A 15,854-nucleotide genomic window follows, 5' to 3' on the forward strand; every position below is an offset into this window, starting at 1 on the left:
AACTTCTCCTCTCGGCCGGTTAGTTGGGGCAGGACGAGGCCCGGCAGGTTGGACCTGCCGGGCCGTGTCACTAGAACCCGTTCATGAGGGCAGCCGTGTTCAGGGCCCTCATGATCTGCCGCTCGGACGGGACGTCCGGGGCGGCGTTGACGATCACGGTGTGACCGCTTCGATCCTTCAATCCAGCAATCCGTAGAAGCTGGTCGGTCCGCCGCTCGTCGGTGAGCGGGAGGATCAGTTCGGGCCCGCGCTCGCCGATCTCGGCGAACGTGCGCGACGTGACCAGCCCTCCCCGCCAGTAGCCCTTCGGGGGCAGGTTCGGGTTGGCCTGCTGCACGTTCTGGATGCCGCCGTACCGCGCCACGATGTAGTTGATCGAGGCCGCCAGGTTGGCGATCGGGTCGAGCAGATCCCAGGACGTTCCGGCCTGGTGGTAGGCCGCGAATGTCGGCCAGATGACCTGAGCCAGACCCTTGGACGGGGTGCCGGCCGCGGCGTTCGAGTCCCAGTTGTTGACGACGTTCGGATTGCCGCCGGACTCGCGCTGAACGATGGTTCCCATGCCGCGTTCCCACAGGTCGACCGGAGTCACACCCGTGAGGCCGATCGCCTGATCGATCCAGGCCTTCACCTGGCCGGTCGGGGCCGGGCCGGAGCCACCGCCCTTCGACCCCTTCTCGTCCACCCCGCCGAGGAACTTGTCGACGGCGTTGTAGACGGAGTGGGCCGGGGCCATGCCGAGCCGGGAGAGGATCAGCGGGGTTCCGGCGAGCGTCTTGTCCAGGCCGTCAACGATCGGCTTGGCCGTGTGCTCCCAGACGAACTTGGCACCCTTGGCAAGCTGGTCCTCAGCCCAGCCCACCGCGGACTGAACCCAGTGGATCGGGTTCCAGTCGAAGCCCTTCCTTTTCTTCGGTGCCGAAGGGACGATGCCGCCTTCGGCGAACCGGAGAGGCCGGCCTGCAACCGCGTCCGCATTCCACGAGAGAATTCGGCTGTGGCCGATGGACCGAGCAACTTCAGGACGAAGGACAGCTTCACCCGGAGAAAGGATGGCCGGATAGTTGTCCACACCAGGTGCGTAGCCCGGGACAATGCCACCAGTGGCGAACCCTGGAATGTTCGGAATCGTTGGAATTCCGAGCTTGTCAAGAACCCAGTTCACGCCGCCATTCGGATTCTTCTCCGAGCCGAGGAGTTCCTTGTTGATGAAGTTGATCGCGGCCTTGATGGGCGCCTGGACGATGTCACTGACTTCGCCCCAGGTCTTCTTGATCGCTTCCTTCGACTTGTCGAAGAAATTCGACAGGCCGAGAATCGCGCTTCCGAAGGTGTCAAGCACGGGCTTGATCACATGGTCCCAGGTCCAGGACATTGCCGTCCCGATGCCGTCCCAGGTGGGCTTCACGATGTCCGTGTAGAACCACTTGATGGCCGGTCCGAGAATGTTCTTTAGGAACAATTCGAACAAATGAAGGATCGGCTCGATGACGACCTTCCAGGCCGTGTGGATGGCCCATCCGATGAGGTCCCAGGTCGGCTTGATGACATCGGAGTAGAACTGCTGAATTCCCGGCCAGAGAATGTTCCGGATCACCGACCAGAAAAGTCGGAGGATCGGGTAGATCACATCGTTCCAGGCAACTGATATGACCGTGCCGATGCCGTTCCAGGCGGGCACTATGCAGGACTGCCAGAAGTCCTTTACGGTCGGTATCAGGTAATCTACGATGAAAACCCGAAAGGCATCGTAGACGGGGTAAATGACGTTTCGCCAGGCCCACATGACGGCCGCGGCGATTCCGTCCCAGGCCGGGATGATGACGTTTCGCCAGAACCAGAGCGTGGCTGGGACCAGCTGATTCATGATGAAGTCGCGGGTCTCGAAGAACGCCGGCTTGATGTACTGGGACCAGGCAATCGAGACGGCCGTGGAGATCCCGTTCCATGCGGGGACCACAACGTTCTGCCAGAACCACAAGGTGGCCGGCGCCAGGTCGTTCCTGATGAAGTCCCTGGTGGCAAAGAAGGCGGGCTTGATGTACTGAGCCCACGCGATCCAAACGGCCTGCTGGATGTCGACCCAGGCCCTCTGGCAGAAGTCGCGGAAGGTCTTGTTCTTCTGGTAGAGCTCGTAGATGCCGAAGGCGACGAGTGCGATTGCGGCAATAACCCAGCCGACCGGGCCGGACATGACGGCGATCGCCGCACCCAGCCCCCGACTCACGACGATGATCCCGATAATTGCGTGGGCGAGCTGGCCGAGAATCAGAATGGCAGGCCCGAGAAGGGCAATGGCGATCACGGTCTTGCCGATGGCGTTCTGGACGTTCTTCGGCAGCGTCGAGAACCAGACGGCGAACTTCGACACCCATCCGATGATCATCGAGAAGACGTCGATGACCCTCGCGGCGAACACCGTCAGGAACGGCATCGCACTGTCCAGCGCGTCAGCGAACTTGCTGACCGACTCGGCGAGTCGCGTCACCGACTCGGAGGTCTTCTCATTGGAGCCGAGACCGACCTTGAGGACGTTGGTCAGCTTGAGCCAGGAACCCTGAAGCGACTCGTTGGCCGCTGCGGCGGACTTGGTGTAAGTCTCATCCGTGTTCAGGAAGTGGATCAGCTTCGGCATGACGTCCTTGGAAAGGAGATTCCCTTCCTTGGACATCTTCTTGAGCTGTTCGATGTTCTTGCCCGTCGCCCGGGACATGAGGTCCCAGGCGGGGATGCCGTCCATCGTGAGGGTGTTCAACTCCTTGGAGTTGATGGAGACACCCATGAGCATGTGCTCAAACTGGATCATCGCCCGGTTCGCCTGAGAAGTGTTCAGGTGATGGGCGGCGATGGCATTCGACATCGCATGGACTTCGTCAGTCACCGGCGCGACATTCGTCTCCAGGGAGGAGAGAATTCGGGCCAGCTTGTACATGTCGTCGATGCTGACGGGCAGCGTCTTCGACATCCGGTCAAGGGTGTCGACCATCTTGACCGCCGCGTCCTGACCCTGGAATGCGGCGATGGCTGCGATCGTCCGGTTCCGGAGGTCGCCGAACTTCACCGAGACGTCGACAACACCGACGCCGAGCGCCAACAGCGGACCCGAGACGAAGCGGGTGATCCCGTGGCCGGCCGCGACGGCTCCGGTGGCGAAGGCGTGCAGGGAACTCGTGTGCCGGGTGGTGACAACAGCGCCTTCGGTCTCAGCCCGCGCCAGGCGGGCCTGCGCGGCGGCCTGGCGGTCGGCGGCGGCAGCCGCGGCCGTCATCGAGGCGGCCAGCTGCTCTTGGACGGCCGTGGCTGTCCGGGCCTCCGTCGTGATCCGACGCAGCTCCGGCCCGAGCCTGGCCGTAGCGGTGTTGAGCTCCCGCAGGGCCGCGCTGGTGGCCCTGGTCGAGGAGACCATGCCCTCCTCGAAGGCCCTGCCCATCCTGCGGCCGGCGGTCCGCATCTTGCCCTCGTTGGCGAGCAGGCCGGTACTCAGGCTGTTCGATGCATTGCGGCCGAGAGTTTCCATCTGCCGCATCAGGGTCAGCCGGAACTTGTCCAACCCGTCCCTGTCCAGGCGGGGAGTCACGGGAATGTAGCCGGACCCCACCTTGATCGGTTCGGCCATCATTACTCCCTAGATCTGAAACGGGTCGGCGAAGAACGCCGCGACGTCAGCCACGGGCGTCATCTCCGGCGCGGGAGTCTCTTGCGAGGCCTCCTCGAATTCGCCAGGGCGCGGAACCGATTCAGGGAACGGGATATCCTTGGCGCCCTCACCGGAGTTCGCCTTCAGGAACATCCAATTCGACACCTCAAGGGAGTCGACCAGTCGAGCAGTCAGGTACTCCTGCGGCCCCCAGGACATCTCTTCGTTGACGCTGGAGGCGAATAGGGATTGGCCCGGCATTCGCAGGAGCATTCGGGCCAGTACGCACAGACGGCGAAGTGAGAGCTTTCCTCGCCAGAGATCACACACGTCCGTCTGGAAGTGCCGAAGACAGTCAGATTCGAACTCCGGCAGATGATCCGTCAGGGCGATGGAAAGCAGGATCAGTTTCCCGGCTCACCGAACCCCGCGGCCTCGGACAGCACCTCGGCGAACTCCAGGAGATCGCGCATCTTCGGCTTGTCCGAAAGGAAGCCGGACCACTGGTCCTCACCCAGAATCGCCTTCAGCATGCCAACGGTGTCGTCGGAGCCGGCCAGCTCCATGACCTCAACCGGCATGTCCAGCGGCGCCGGGATGGTGTACTCGGTGCCCCGGAAGTCGAAGTGCGTCTCCTGCTCCAGGGCCTCGTCCTGGGCGATGGAGGGGCGCTTGCCGGTAGCCGCAACAGCCTTGGCGGCACGGGCCTTAGTGGTGACAGTCATGGGGTACCTCGAAATTGTGAGTAGCGCAGAAGGAGAGAAGAGAGGCCGGGCGGTTAAAGCCAGCCCGGCAAGGCTTTCGCTCCGCCAGTCAACTTTTAGGGCAAAAAAATTTAGGCCTTGGAAGTCGAACCGGGGGCCGCAATGCTTCGGGCGGAACCGCCCGTGGTCGACGGCATGATGTTCTGGTCGTCGGTGACCAGGTAGCCGAGGAAGCCGTTGCCGTCATCGAGTGCATCGATGGTCAGCTCGTAGGCCTGGTTCTTGGTGCGGGTCAGGGTGATGGCCCCACGGTCCGAGACCATGGCCTGAGAGAGGACGGCGCGGTATCGTGCACTGGCGTCGTTCCAGTCCACGATGACGGAGATCGTGTCCAGGTTCGGGTTCGACGCGATGTTCAGCCGGTACTGGCCCTCGACGGGCTTGCCGTCCTTGTCGGTGGCCGGCTCCCACTTCGAGCCGTAGAACAGCTCCGTGTTCGGGGCGTTCAGCTCCATGAGCGTGGCCTTCACCTGGAACGAAGCGTTCTTGACCGTGTAGAGCACAGGCACCGCGGACTGCCAGACCTCGACAGCTTCGGTCTCGATCTTCGGAGTGATCGTCACACCGTCCGAGTTCGCGTAACCGAGCGGCACGAAGTTCAGCGTCTTGGGGTCCTCGTCGACCTTGGCGGGCAGCGGGGAGTCCTCACCGAAGTGAACCCAGATCTGCCCGTTCGGAGCGAAGCGGATGTTCTTCTTGTTGTTGTTGCTCATACTGACTTCCTAGGGCTGACTTCAACGAAAAGGATCTCGACGGTGCCCAAATAGCGGGCCTCACGAGATTCGGGGTCGGGAAACGAACGCGGCGAATTGCCATCGACCACATCGAGAACCTGAACGTTGTCGAGCACCATCGAGGGCATCTGCTCCAACAGGTACTCGCGTACGGCGTAGGCGAGGGCCGAGCACTGCGGCTTCGACCCGGCGTAGGTGCTGATCGAGAAGCCGGCACGGTCCATCCGGTCCCGGACGTCACGGTGGCCGCCGTCGTGTTCCACGATGACGGCAGGGGTGCCGGAACTCCGGCCGACCATGTCGCCGGAGATGAAGACACCCTTGAACTCGTCCAGGGAGCGCAGGTAGTTCACGAGGAAGACTGCGGGGTCGATTCTCACTGCGATCGGGCCTCTCTCAGAGCGGCCTCAAGGAAGTGAGAACCGGGGTGTCGCTTCCCCGAGCTGTCAGTGAAGCCGTAGTTGAGCAGCAGCGCGTGACGGACACGGTGGCTCGGCTCGATGACGACCAGGCCCTCGCCGCGGGCAACGCGGACTTCGAACTGCCGCTTGATGGTGTTCCAGTGCCGTGCCCGATTGCGGTAGGGCGCAAGGGCCATGGCCCGCCGGGCTATGCCCTCGCAGATCCGGAGCAGCGCGGCTTCGAGCTGGGGGGAGGTGCGGCAGATCTCCTCGAAGGCGTAGGGGTCCAGCACCAGTTCGACGGCCATCAGTGGTTCACCCGCCAGACCTGAACTTTGGTGTGGTTGTTCCTGGGGGAGCCGTGGTCCCAGAACTGCGGCGCACCGTTGACCTGGTAGTGCTCACCGTCGAAGACGACGCGGTCGGTGTCGCGGACGTCGACCTGGCCCAGGACGTAGAAGACGGCCTGCTCGGTCTCGGTCTCCCGGCCGGCGTCGGGGGAGGTGAACACCCGGCGGGAGGTGCCGCCGATGGGCTGGTAGGACGCCTTGCCGGTAAAGACCACGGAGGCGTTCGTCCAGTCGCGTTCCAGGACGTAGCTGTCCTCAGCGAGGCCAGCCCGCAGGACCGAGATGGTGTGCCTGAAGGGGTGCATCCGTGTCCTCCTTCCGCATCGTGATCGTGCGGACGGAGCCCCGGCGGTAGCGGCGTCGAAGCGCTCTCAGGGTGGCCTCGGACAGGGAGGCCTGGCCCGGTGTCGAGCCGAAGGAGGTCTCCAGCTCGCCGACGCGTTCCATGGAGACACCGGGCCGCAGGGCGGCCCATCGGATCACCTCGGCGCACACGATGGCCCGGAGGCCGGCGGGGCACGTCCGGTAGCCCCAGGAGGCCGTCACCTTCACGTCGGAGGTGCTGGAGCTGATCCCGTGGAACGGGCGGGGTAGCCACCCGTCGCGGCGCCACAGTGAGCCGCCCTTCAACAGGTAGTCGGTGACCACCTCGCCGTCGAGGACGACCGAGGAGACACGCTCCAGGGGGAACATGCGCCTTGGCAGGTCGAGCTGGATCGACAGTGCCAGCGGGAGCGACACGGTCTCGTTCTCGTGGAACCGGAAGTCCGTCTGGCAGTAGTCCTCGATGAGGCCGGTCACGTCCTCGATGAAGGCCTCGAACTGGGGCTTCTCTTCGTCGGAGACGGGCCGCCCGAGACGGGCGGCCACGTCATTGACGGTGACGAGAGGATTCTCAGTCACCCTCCGTCCTCCTTTCAGAGGATCGTCGCTCCGCAAGTCAACCTTTGGAGCAAACAAAAAGGACGGATTGCTTACTTGGTGACCTTGGTGGTCGGCTTCTCGAAGGACTTGACCGCGATCACCTGCTCCGGGCGGATCACCTTGGCGTCGTAGAACATGCGGCTCTTGATCGCGTGGGTGAAGCTCTCCTCCGGCTCGTAGGCCTTCATCTCGGCGAACGGCATGACGAGGCTGATGGCGTCGGTGGCGAAGGCCGCCATGTCGAGCTTGTTCAGGTCCGAGGTCAGGTTGCGGATCAGCGGGGACTTGTTCCGGTCGTGGTTGCCGAGGGTGTTGGACACCAGGATCGGAACGCCCAGGACCGAGCCGATGTGACCGTTCGGGATGACCGGCGTGCCGCCGTACCGCTGGGCGTCGATGAACTGGGGGTCCTTGAGCAGTGCGCGGTAGACGTGCGGAGATACCGCAATCACGCGATCCGCGGGGGCGTTGTTGATGTCGAGCTGCGTGACCATGTCCACGACCGCGCCGTAGACAGCACCATCGGCGACCTGGTCGCCCCGGTCCTTGAGGACCGGGTCCAGGAGCTCGACGGCGCCGCCCTCCAGCTTCGCGGCCGGCACGGCGTCGGCCTCGACGGAGTTGTAGTCCAGGCCCTGCGTCGAGTACATCAGGGTGGTGGCGAGGGTGCGCTCGATGGTCTCGGCCTGGATGCGGGCGCGCTTGCGGATCAGGTCCGAGAGCTTGTCGACGCCGGGCTGGGTGAACAGCTGGTCGACGCTGTCGATCTCCAGGTGGAAGCTGGAGCCCTTCTGAACGGTCATGCGCATGTACTCAAGCTGGGCGTGGTCGCGGTTGCCGACCTTGCCGTAGGCCTTGACCATGCCGTAGTCGTTGACGATGTCGTTGCCGTCGTCGTCGGTCCACCGGAAGTGCGGAATGCGGATGGTGTCGCCACCCTTGTGGAACTCGCCCTCGTACGACCGGTTGGTGAACTTGTTGTTCCCGAGGATCAGGTTGTCCTCAAGGTCGTCCAGGAGCTGAGTGGTCCAGATTTCCGGCGTGAAGACGCCCTTGACGCCGTCAGTGATTCGGGCGCCGGTATCGCCGTAGAACAGGTCCTTGTTCTGAGTGGACATGAAGTCTCCCTAGGGGATTGAAAGGTGCGGTGATGCCTGAGCGGGGCTCAGAGCTGGCCGCGCATGATCGCGTCGAGACGGCCCTCGGAACGGGCCTTGCTGATCTCCTGGCGGGTCATGCGCTTGAGCTGGTCGCGGGTGACCTGACCCACACCGGCTCCGCCACCCTGAGGACCAAGGCCGAGATCCTGGCGATACTCCGGCTTCTTGCGTGCCTTCGGGAGGCCATCGACGAACGACGAGATCGCCTCGGAGTTGGGGGTGCCGTCCTCGCCGACGAAGCGGGAGAGGTTCAGGAAGTCGGCGTCCGGGAGCCGGGCCCCAGCGGCCGCGGCTGCCGCCTTCAGCTCAGCTGTGGCAACGCGCGTTCCGAACTCGGCTGCGGCGGATCGCCGGCCTTCCTGGCGGGCGGTCTCGACGGCCAGCTCCTGGTCCGAGAGGGACGCCTGCTTGAGGGCGTCGAACTCGGGCTTCAGGACCTCCAGCTCGGCGAAGGACTCCTTGGCGCGGGCCTCGTGCTTGCGGGCCAGGGACTTCCACTTGTCCACCTCGGCCTGGAGGTCCGGGGTAGTCGGGTCGGCGCCGTCCTGCGGGGCGGGGGTCTCGTCGCTCATGCGTGTTCTCCATGTCGGGGAAATGGGGAAGGCCGCCATGACGGCGGCCTTCGGTGTGGTCGGTGTTCGGCTGTCGCCCTACGCGGGCTTGTTCTTCGGACGCCGGTTCTTGGCCGGCGCGGAGCGGGGCCGGGTGGACGAGGAGCCCGCGGCCTTCGTCGCCGTAGCGACCGAGCCGCCGGCCTCGGCCAGCTTCCGGTTCACGTTCCCGCTGTTGCCCTGCGGAGCCTTCTGGGCCAGGCCCGCCAGGTCGACGCCGCCCTTCGACGGGCCGAGCATCGCCGGGTACCGGTGCAGCAGCTCCTCCTGCTCCGCCAGCATCCGGTTGAAGCGCTGGATCTGCGGGGGCGTGTAGCCGGCCTTCTCCCAGAGAGCCTGTCGCGGAATGCCGAGAGCAGATTGCTTGATCAGTGCATCAATATGCTGAGCCTCGGTACGAATCTCAGGGTCAGCCCAGATCGTCTCCGCCTGGAAGGCGTCCTGACGAGGATCACCCAGAACCTTGAAGGCCAGCCGCATTGCGCGCTCCCAGCCCTCACCGAAGTGAAGCATCCGTTCCCTGGTCTTCGAGATGAGACCGGCCTCGGCAGAAGCGATGGCGTCGCCGGACGGGATCATCCCGCCGGACAGGAAGTAATGGAACGGGAGCTTCGCCTTTGCCGCCATGTTGGCGACCAATTTATCTATGAGAACGCAGTAGTTCGCCAAATTCGCGGCTTCGAAGGAGCCGAAACGTGTATCGGGGTCCTCAGCCTGAAGAAGCTTGTCGACGGCGACCTGAAAAGGGGCGACCGGGTTACCGTTCTCATCCTCAGTGATCTCCATGCCGGTGACGTAGCGCTGAGGGAAAGCGGCGTATTCGGACGCCACGATGGCGTCCTGGACGGTCTTGTTGATGGCATCCTGGATCGGGATGATGTCGTGCAGATCCGAGTACGGATGCCAGAGGTTGGGCGCCGCCAGGCGGTTCCGATTGATCAGCGGAATGACGGGATTGGTCCCGAGGGGGTTCCTGCCGACCTTCGGATTGACCCACTCGCCCTTGACGTTGTCGAAGGTGTAGACCTTCGTGTCGGTCCACAGGGTGGCCGTCTGGCGGCCCCAGTCGTCGGTGGTGAACTTCGCGGAGACCTCGATGTCCCGCTTCGATCCGGCCTTGAACTGGACCGCGATGTTCTCGCTCGACTCGGCCGTGATGGTCGGCCGGCCGTCCGAGTCCGCCCAGACGACGGCGAAGCTGGCGCCGGTGACCATGGCGCCCAGGTGCGCGGCGTTGGAGTCCGCGTCCATGTGGTTGCGCTGCCAGATCTCCTGTGCGTCCCGGTCGGCGGACGGGTCATCCGTCATCCGGAAACCCTCGACGCGCATCCGTTCATTGGCACTGTCGACCACCAGGCCACAGAAGTTGTCGGCCCACTTGTTGAAGATCTCACCGAACGCATTCGAGTACTGCGCCTGAGCGAAGCGCATCAACTCGTGGTTGCCCTCGTAGTAGTTGGTGAAGCGCTGGCCGGCTGCCCAATTGCGGGTCAGCTTCCCATGCAACCAATCCAACCATTCCGGGGGCGTCGTCGGTCGGTTGAACGGGTCCATGCGCTTCTCCTAGAAACCTGCTACTCGTCTCCTTCGCTTGAAGAGGCGGCCATCAGCTATCGCGTCTGCCCGAGCTTCGAACGCCAGGACAGAGCAGACAGCGAGGTCAATTTTCTTCTTGCTCTTCGGGGAGTTCTTCTGGATGAGAAGGCCCTGCGGGACTTCCCTCGTGACGGCATTCAGGACATGCCGGGTGATGTGTTCATTGCCGTCATGGCTGAGATCGCCGGTGGAAACGGCGGTACGGAACCGTTCAATGGCATTGGCCATGCGGGTCGGGCGATTGGTCCAGAACTCGAAGACCTTGTCGTCTCCGTACTGAAGGGACCAGCGACCAATCGGCTCCTGCCAGTACGGCGGATCGCAATACATCCATTCGACGCTGTACGTCTCGAAGGCGCGCTTCACCGCGGCCTCGACCGAAAGAACGTCTACTTCCCAGTCCGGTCCCGCTTCCCGCGGCTTCTCCCAGAGGCCCAACAGAAATAGGCGACCATCGCGAAGCCGGCAGCCGACGAGACCAGTGCTATCTCCGCGCAGAGAACCATCAAATCCCACAGAGATCTGATCACCTGGAGATATAGGGTCAGAATCAGAAAAGCTTCCATCCCATTCCTCCTTGGACATCCATCCATCGGCGCCCTCGGCAATGTTGTTCAGGTAGAACCGGTACGCGACCGAGGCCGGCGTGGTGGCCTTGTCCTGGATGGCATCCACCAGGCCGGAGAAGTCGACCCAGTACGAGTCTCCGTAGGCCTCCTTGAGGCCCGCCAGGAGAGCTTCCTCGTCGTCCAGGTCGATGTTCCGCTGTGCCTCGCGGCAGTCGTAGAGGCGGGACTTCGACGTGGACTCGGCAACGCGCTGGGCAACCGAGTTCTCGGTCGGGTTGAATGCATTGGTGGTCTGGACCCAGCGGGAACCAGCACCGGAGGTCTTACGGACATTTCTGTCCAGCGTCTCGAAGACATAGACGCCGTGGTTTGACTCGACCCAATGATGGGTCTCGTCCATGATGACGAATCAGGCAAAGTCAGACCCCGGCAGGAACGTTCCTGCCGGGGTCTGACAAAGCTTGGCCTCGCCCCCTCAAGACCACGACTGGAGGAGGTGACCGGCTCGATGCGGCCGGGATCGCCATTGCGGAACTGGATCAGCGACTTTCCGATGTCCAGCCCGTACGTCTCCTGAGCCGGCCCTGAGGCCAGCATTCCGCGGATCATGTCTCGGGTCTGGGCCGTCTGGTCCAGGGAGGTAGCGGCGATCTGAATGACAGGCAGGGCGACGCGCTTGCCTACCGGGTACCCGTCCTGGTCAAAGTGAGAGAACCGGGCAGGACCGATGAATTCGATGATCGCGAGTGCTGCGAGAAGAGGGGTCTTGCCTTAAACCCCAGCCCTTGGCGCGCCGGAGGGCGCTGGACCGGTAAAGCCACCTCCCCTTCTTGTCGATGGCGTAGAACCACAGAATGAAGCGGACCTGTTCATCGGTGAACTGCCAGGGCTGGCCTGCGTTCTCACCGTCAGGCTGGACGAGGAAGGTCTCGGCCCATTCAAGGATCTCGTATCCGAGGGTTTCCTCGGGAGAGGGAACTCCGGAGGGTATGTTGCCTGTCTGCATCACACACCTCCGAGCTTCTTGAACCGCTCCATCCGGAGCACCTTGGAATCCGTCTCGCCTGCCGAAGTGGCGGCGTCGAGATCATCGAACGTCATGCGCAACCGGGCGCGGTCATCCACCGTCGAGCCCCATTTGGCGACCCGCTGACGTATCTCGGCCGCCAGCATCACCTTCGACTTCCCGGTGACGTACATCTCGTGTACGAGGTTCATGCACTGCTCAAGCTCGAACCAGTCCGTCTCAATGAAGAGAGAGGCCTGACGGCAGGTCGAGTACACGTCCCAGAAGCGGAGTGCCATCGGGTGCCACGAGTCCTCGTAGATCGAGTGGCACGGCGGGTAGGGACGCTGGGGAAGCGGCTCGGCTGACGCCTGGTGAGACCACGGGTCCTTGTTGCGACGTACCGCGTTGGCCTTCGGGGCGGGGCCCCGGCCGGCCATCAGCGAACCGCCTTCAGTGCGGCCTCGGAGATGCCGAAGATCTCGCCCAGGTCCTCAAGCTCGAAGAGGGCGTCCTGGCGCCAGGAACGGCGCTGAGCGGCCCGCGTGTGCGCCGGCTTGGAAGGCGCGTACTGGCCGCTGTGGTCGTCGTCGTTCAGGGCGTAGGGACGCATGGTGCAGGACTCCGTGTCGGATGAAAGTGAAATGCGGCCCCGGCCGGACTTGAACCGGCGGCCTCTGCCGTGACAAGGCAGTGCTCTGACCTGCTGAGCTACGGGACCTAAGTGAGTCGGCAGGATTCGAACCTGCTCTTCCGCCCTTCGCGGGCGGAGTGCTCGCCATCTACACCACGACTCCAGCCGGGAGCGACCCGGCCTTGCGGCCACCAGGTGATCAGCCCGGTGGCCGGCGGCTCCCCAACCTGGATTCGAACCAGGAACCCGGGCCTTAACAGGGCCCTGCTCTGCCGTTGAGCTATCGGGGAAGATCCCTCGGAGGAGGGTGGAGCGTCATGCCTGCTGGTTGTCGATGTGGATGCGCAGGCCCAGCAGGGCCTGAGCCGGCGGGGCGTCCAAGTAGTCCGCGGCCCTCCGCAAGACGTCGGCGCGGTCGCGGGCGCCCTTGCCGAGCAGCTGGTTGTTGCAGCGGCGGCAGAGCAGCCCTCGCACGGCCCCGTTCTTGTGGTCGTGGTCGACGGAGAGGTTCTGTGACCGTCGCTCCCCGCAGATGGCACAGCGGCCGTCCTGGGCGGCGAAGAGCACGTCGTACTCGCCGGGCCGTAGGCCGTAGGTCCGCTGGACGCGGGACTCGTGAGCAGCCTTCCGTCCGGCCTGCTTCCGGCAGGTCGAGCACACGCGGCCGCGGGGAGCGAAGAAGCGCTGAGAGCGGTTGCGCTCGCAGCGTGAGCAGCGTCGGAATCCCTTGCGGGGCTCGGCCATTTCAGCCCCCTCTGGACTCTCGTTGTGTCTTCTGCCGGTGACAGGCAGAGCAGACCGCAGCCAGGTTCGTGGGGTCGTGGGTTCCACCCCGGGCAACCGGGACGATGTGGTCGACCTCATTCGCCCCGGTTGACTGGCAGAGGTAGCAGGTCTTCCTGTCCCGGTAGAGAACTCGGAGTCTGATCCGACTCCAACCGGGGATCACCTCCCGGTTCCTGCGGGAGCGGTTCGCCCATGGCTTGCGAAGCTGATGCTCGGCACAACGGCCGTCTCGAACGGTTGTTCGAATGCAACCGTCGATGAGACAGACACTTTTGGCTCTGGGCATCTGTGCTCCCGCCGGGCGGATTGATAGATTGAACAAATGGGCCAGGACTCCCGGTGCACGGCGCCGCGGGCGCATGTCAGGCACTCCGCCGGAGCGGATCACCAACTAAGGGCGGTAGTCCTGGAAGTCTTGCCCGGCCCAGGGTTTCGTATCTGGCCTGGGCCGGTAGACGCCCTCTGGAGCCATCCGGGAGTTGAACTCTCAACCAGAGGCTCAACAGAAGGAGGTGTTCTCCAGTAGAAGCAGGACCCTTTTGGAGGTCCTGCTCTCTTGGGCGTTCGAGATCAGAGAGTTCGCTTCGCTCTCTCTCTCTTCTCTCTCACTAACTACATAGGTGCCGGAGGAGTCAGCTCATGGCGCCAGAGTTGGATTTGTGGCCCAGGTCACATTGATTCATCCAATGACTTTTGAAGCGGCCCGCGTTGACTGGCGGACTTGGACTGACGCTGTGTGAGTGCTAGCTTTGGATGAAGTTAAGGATCAAGAGGAACGGAGCTCAAGCGAGTCATGACTGCACTCCCCGACGATCGTGAGCTGTTGAAGATGGCCCAGCGGGGCATGACTCACGAGGAGATCGGCAACCTCTACGGGGTCACCAAGCAGGCCGTCAACAAGAGGCTGCGGGCCCTGGGATACTCCAGCAAGCCCATCGCGCGAGCAGTCGCGGAGTTGCTGCCGTGGGACGTTGAGAAGGAGCACCGGAAGGCCCTGCGGTACGTGAACCTCCGCTACTGGATGCGCATGCAGTTGGGGGACGAGGAGGTGCCTGCGGTCCGCCAGAGAGACGGCCGGAACTACGCGTACCTCCTGGCGGTCAAGGAAGTGGTGCTGGACTACGACGCGGCCACGGGCTGGTCCGAGGTGCCCAGACAGCCGTCCGATGGTCGACTGGCGATTCGCTGGCCGGCGGACGCCCCGGAGCCCTCGGAGGAGGCGCGAAAGGCCCTGGAGCTTCCAGAGGTATGACTTGCCACAGCCGTGCAGCTGACTCCCGCTGAACCCCTGACGAAAGTCGGGGGTTTTTTCATGTCCAAAGTCCGTCCGTTTCAGGACTTTAGTCCCGCCTGGAGATCGGCCCCTGCCATACCCCTAGGCCTATATGTTTCACGTACTGAACTTGTGTGGCTCTCATCACTTTTTAACCAACGCTTTAAAGTTGGTTGACCGGCGGACGGCATGTAAGGTGATGAAGCCCTCGGTGACCGGGGGTAAATACAATCCCTCCCAGGAAACTCTCAGGAAGGTTTGCGCAGGATGCTGGTGACCCCAGAATTTCGGACGCTGTTTGCGAACGAGGAGCTGGTCACAGCCCTTACGAGGGCACCGGGATGGGGTCATGTGCAGACCCTGGTGGCGATCGGAATCGTGATGATCATCAACAAATGCAGGACGGGAACTGAATGGGTTCTCATCTATGACTCTGAGATGATGACTGATCAGGATGCCGAAGATATGCATGAGTTCATCGACCGCATACCTCGCGGTTCTGATCTGGTGCAGGTCATCGAGTCAAGCCGGCCTCACCCCAAGATCCCAGGAAGCGCAGGCTTCCTTGAGTTCAGCTACTTCGACTCCACTGTGATTGGAACCCGATGAGTAAGCACCGTCGCAGCGTCTCCCAGTTCAACCAGTACTTCGAGGGGTGCAGCTGGCGCTACAAGCTCCAGCGGATCGACAGGGTTCCCCAGCGGCCCGCAGCATGGAGCCATCACGGGACGGCATTCCACACGGCCGCGGAGCACGTTGAACTGGCCCGCTGGAAGGGGGACGGCCTCCTGGACCAGGGCGACGCTCAAACCCTCTTCAACGACGCCTACACCGAGGCCATCAACAAGAGCATGCGGGAGTGGCCCGACCTGGACGACTGGCTGAGGGCCAAGGGGGAGACGCAGGACGACATCGAGCAGCGGTACGAGTTGGGCATGCAGCAGGCCGCCGAGTACGTGACGCACTCCAACAACCGTCGGGAGCGCATCTGGGAGACCCCGGAGGGGGTGCCGGCGATCGAGCTGCATTTCGAGGTCGAGTTCGCAGGCGTGCCCGTCGTCGGCTTCATCGACCTGGTCGTGGAGCGCCCGGACGGCTCTCTGGTCGTGCGCGACAACAAGACCGGCACGATGAAGAGCAAGTTCCAGCTCTACGCGTACGGCAGTGCCCTCCGGCGCATGGTGCCGGGTGTCCGAGTGGACGCGGGTGACTGGTGGCTGGCAAAGGAGAACCGGCTCTCCCGGCCGGTGAAGCTGGGCATGCCTGAGCAGGAGATCGAAGCCTCGTTCGTAGCGCTGGACGAAGGCGTCAAGGCCGGGGAGTTCGTGCCGCAGCCGGGCTTCAACTGTCGGTTCTGTGACGTGTCGCACAAGTGCGATTTTTTTTACCGCAAAAGTTGACCTGCGGAG

General features: G+C 63.4%; 20 protein-coding genes and 3 tRNA genes. 3 read left to right on the top strand and 20 right to left on the bottom strand.

The window, feature by feature from the left end; all coding sequences use genetic code 11:
- Positions 1-70 precede the first annotated feature (70 nt).
- The 20 genes from ACFVHV_RS18430 to ACFVHV_RS18525 all read right to left on the bottom strand — a co-directional run bounded on the left by ACFVHV_RS18430 (position 71) and on the right by ACFVHV_RS18525 (position 13,533).
- Positions 71-3,616, bottom strand: a complete 3,546-nt coding sequence (locus tag ACFVHV_RS18430; RefSeq protein WP_380352109.1) for a tape measure protein — start codon at positions 3,614-3,616, stop codon at positions 71-73.
- A 9-nt stretch (positions 3,617-3,625) separates the two neighbouring features.
- The gene (locus ACFVHV_RS18435) at positions 3,626-3,910 is read right to left on the bottom strand and encodes a hypothetical protein (protein WP_380352111.1); all 285 of its coding nucleotides are present in this window, start codon (positions 3,908-3,910) and stop codon (positions 3,626-3,628) included.
- A 131-nt stretch (positions 3,911-4,041) separates the two neighbouring features.
- Positions 4,042-4,362: a hypothetical protein gene (locus ACFVHV_RS18440; protein ID WP_117490928.1), complete on the bottom strand. Its 321-nt coding sequence runs from the start codon at positions 4,360-4,362 to the stop codon at positions 4,042-4,044.
- Between the two features lie 110 nt (positions 4,363-4,472).
- The gene (locus ACFVHV_RS18445) at positions 4,473-5,114 is read right to left on the bottom strand and encodes a hypothetical protein (RefSeq protein WP_380352113.1); all 642 of its coding nucleotides are present in this window, start codon (positions 5,112-5,114) and stop codon (positions 4,473-4,475) included.
- Positions 5,111-5,488 carry a hypothetical protein gene (locus ACFVHV_RS18450; RefSeq protein ID WP_380352114.1) on the bottom strand — a complete coding sequence of 126 codons (378 nt, stop codon included), beginning with the start codon at positions 5,486-5,488 and terminating at the stop codon, positions 5,111-5,113. The genes ACFVHV_RS18445 and ACFVHV_RS18450 overlap by 4 nt, the downstream gene beginning before the upstream one ends.
- 23 nt (positions 5,489-5,511) lie before the next feature.
- Positions 5,512-5,844, bottom strand: a complete 333-nt coding sequence (locus tag ACFVHV_RS18455; RefSeq protein WP_380352115.1) for a hypothetical protein — start codon at positions 5,842-5,844, stop codon at positions 5,512-5,514.
- Positions 5,844-6,191 (bottom strand): hypothetical protein, encoded by a 348-nt coding sequence (locus ACFVHV_RS18460; protein ID WP_380352117.1) that lies wholly within the window; start codon positions 6,189-6,191, stop codon positions 5,844-5,846. The genes ACFVHV_RS18455 and ACFVHV_RS18460 overlap by 1 nt, the downstream gene beginning before the upstream one ends.
- Complete coding sequence (locus ACFVHV_RS18465) at positions 6,142-6,789, bottom strand: phage gp6-like head-tail connector protein (RefSeq protein WP_380352118.1); 648 nt, start codon at positions 6,787-6,789, stop codon at positions 6,142-6,144. Before ACFVHV_RS18465 ends, ACFVHV_RS18460 begins: the two co-directional genes overlap by 50 nt.
- Before the next feature lie 71 nt (positions 6,790-6,860).
- The gene (locus tag ACFVHV_RS18470; protein ID WP_380352120.1) at positions 6,861-7,928 is read right to left on the bottom strand and encodes a hypothetical protein; all 1,068 of its coding nucleotides are present in this window, start codon (positions 7,926-7,928) and stop codon (positions 6,861-6,863) included.
- 47 nt (positions 7,929-7,975) lie between these two features.
- Complete coding sequence (locus ACFVHV_RS18475; RefSeq protein ID WP_380352122.1) at positions 7,976-8,542, bottom strand: hypothetical protein; 567 nt, start codon at positions 8,540-8,542, stop codon at positions 7,976-7,978.
- Between the two features lie 78 nt (positions 8,543-8,620).
- Positions 8,621-10,135, bottom strand: coding sequence for a phage portal protein (locus ACFVHV_RS18480; RefSeq protein ID WP_380352124.1), 1,515 nt, complete (start codon positions 10,133-10,135; stop codon positions 8,621-8,623).
- A gap of 9 nt (positions 10,136-10,144) precedes the next feature.
- The gene (locus tag ACFVHV_RS18485) at positions 10,145-11,146 is read right to left on the bottom strand and encodes a terminase TerL endonuclease subunit (protein WP_380352126.1); all 1,002 of its coding nucleotides are present in this window, start codon (positions 11,144-11,146) and stop codon (positions 10,145-10,147) included.
- 300 nt (positions 11,147-11,446) lie between these two features.
- Positions 11,447-11,752: a hypothetical protein gene (locus ACFVHV_RS18490; protein WP_380352127.1), complete on the bottom strand. Its 306-nt coding sequence runs from the start codon at positions 11,750-11,752 to the stop codon at positions 11,447-11,449.
- On the bottom strand, positions 11,752-12,051 hold the full coding sequence (locus tag ACFVHV_RS18495) for a hypothetical protein (RefSeq protein ID WP_147409271.1): 300 nt from the start codon (positions 12,049-12,051) through the stop codon (positions 11,752-11,754). The genes ACFVHV_RS18490 and ACFVHV_RS18495 overlap by 1 nt, the downstream gene beginning before the upstream one ends.
- A gap of 140 nt (positions 12,052-12,191) precedes the next feature.
- On the bottom strand, positions 12,192-12,365 hold the full coding sequence (locus ACFVHV_RS18500; protein WP_181970752.1) for a hypothetical protein: 174 nt from the start codon (positions 12,363-12,365) through the stop codon (positions 12,192-12,194).
- Between the two features lie 34 nt (positions 12,366-12,399).
- Positions 12,400-12,473 (bottom strand) — tRNA-Asp (locus tag ACFVHV_RS18505).
- 2 nt (positions 12,474-12,475) lie between these two features.
- Positions 12,476-12,549: transfer RNA gene (locus ACFVHV_RS18510), tRNA-Ser, on the bottom strand.
- 55 nt (positions 12,550-12,604) lie between these two features.
- Positions 12,605-12,676, bottom strand: a tRNA-Asn gene (locus ACFVHV_RS18515).
- Between the two features lie 25 nt (positions 12,677-12,701).
- Positions 12,702-13,046, bottom strand: a complete 345-nt coding sequence (locus ACFVHV_RS18520; RefSeq protein WP_380352129.1) for an endonuclease VII domain-containing protein — start codon at positions 13,044-13,046, stop codon at positions 12,702-12,704.
- An 85-nt stretch (positions 13,047-13,131) separates the two neighbouring features.
- Complete coding sequence (locus tag ACFVHV_RS18525; RefSeq protein WP_380352188.1) at positions 13,132-13,533, bottom strand: HNH endonuclease; 402 nt, start codon at positions 13,531-13,533, stop codon at positions 13,132-13,134.
- Between the two features lie 432 nt (positions 13,534-13,965).
- On the opposite strand from ACFVHV_RS18525, the gene ACFVHV_RS18530 reads away from it, so the two are divergent.
- From ACFVHV_RS18530 to ACFVHV_RS18540, 3 genes are all read left to right on the top strand, one after another.
- Positions 13,966-14,424: a hypothetical protein gene (locus ACFVHV_RS18530; RefSeq protein ID WP_117490955.1), complete on the top strand. Its 459-nt coding sequence runs from the start codon at positions 13,966-13,968 to the stop codon at positions 14,422-14,424.
- Between the two features lie 288 nt (positions 14,425-14,712).
- Positions 14,713-15,054: a hypothetical protein gene (locus tag ACFVHV_RS18535; RefSeq protein ID WP_380352131.1), complete on the top strand. Its 342-nt coding sequence runs from the start codon at positions 14,713-14,715 to the stop codon at positions 15,052-15,054.
- On the top strand, positions 15,051-15,845 hold the full coding sequence (locus ACFVHV_RS18540; protein WP_380352133.1) for a PD-(D/E)XK nuclease family protein: 795 nt from the start codon (positions 15,051-15,053) through the stop codon (positions 15,843-15,845). The genes ACFVHV_RS18535 and ACFVHV_RS18540 overlap by 4 nt, the downstream gene beginning before the upstream one ends.
- The last annotated feature ends 9 nt before the right edge of the window (positions 15,846-15,854 follow it).

This window comes from Kitasatospora sp. NPDC127116 (genome assembly GCF_042677365.1).
Taxonomy (GTDB): domain Bacteria; phylum Actinomycetota; class Actinomycetes; order Streptomycetales; family Streptomycetaceae; genus Kitasatospora; species Kitasatospora lactacystinica.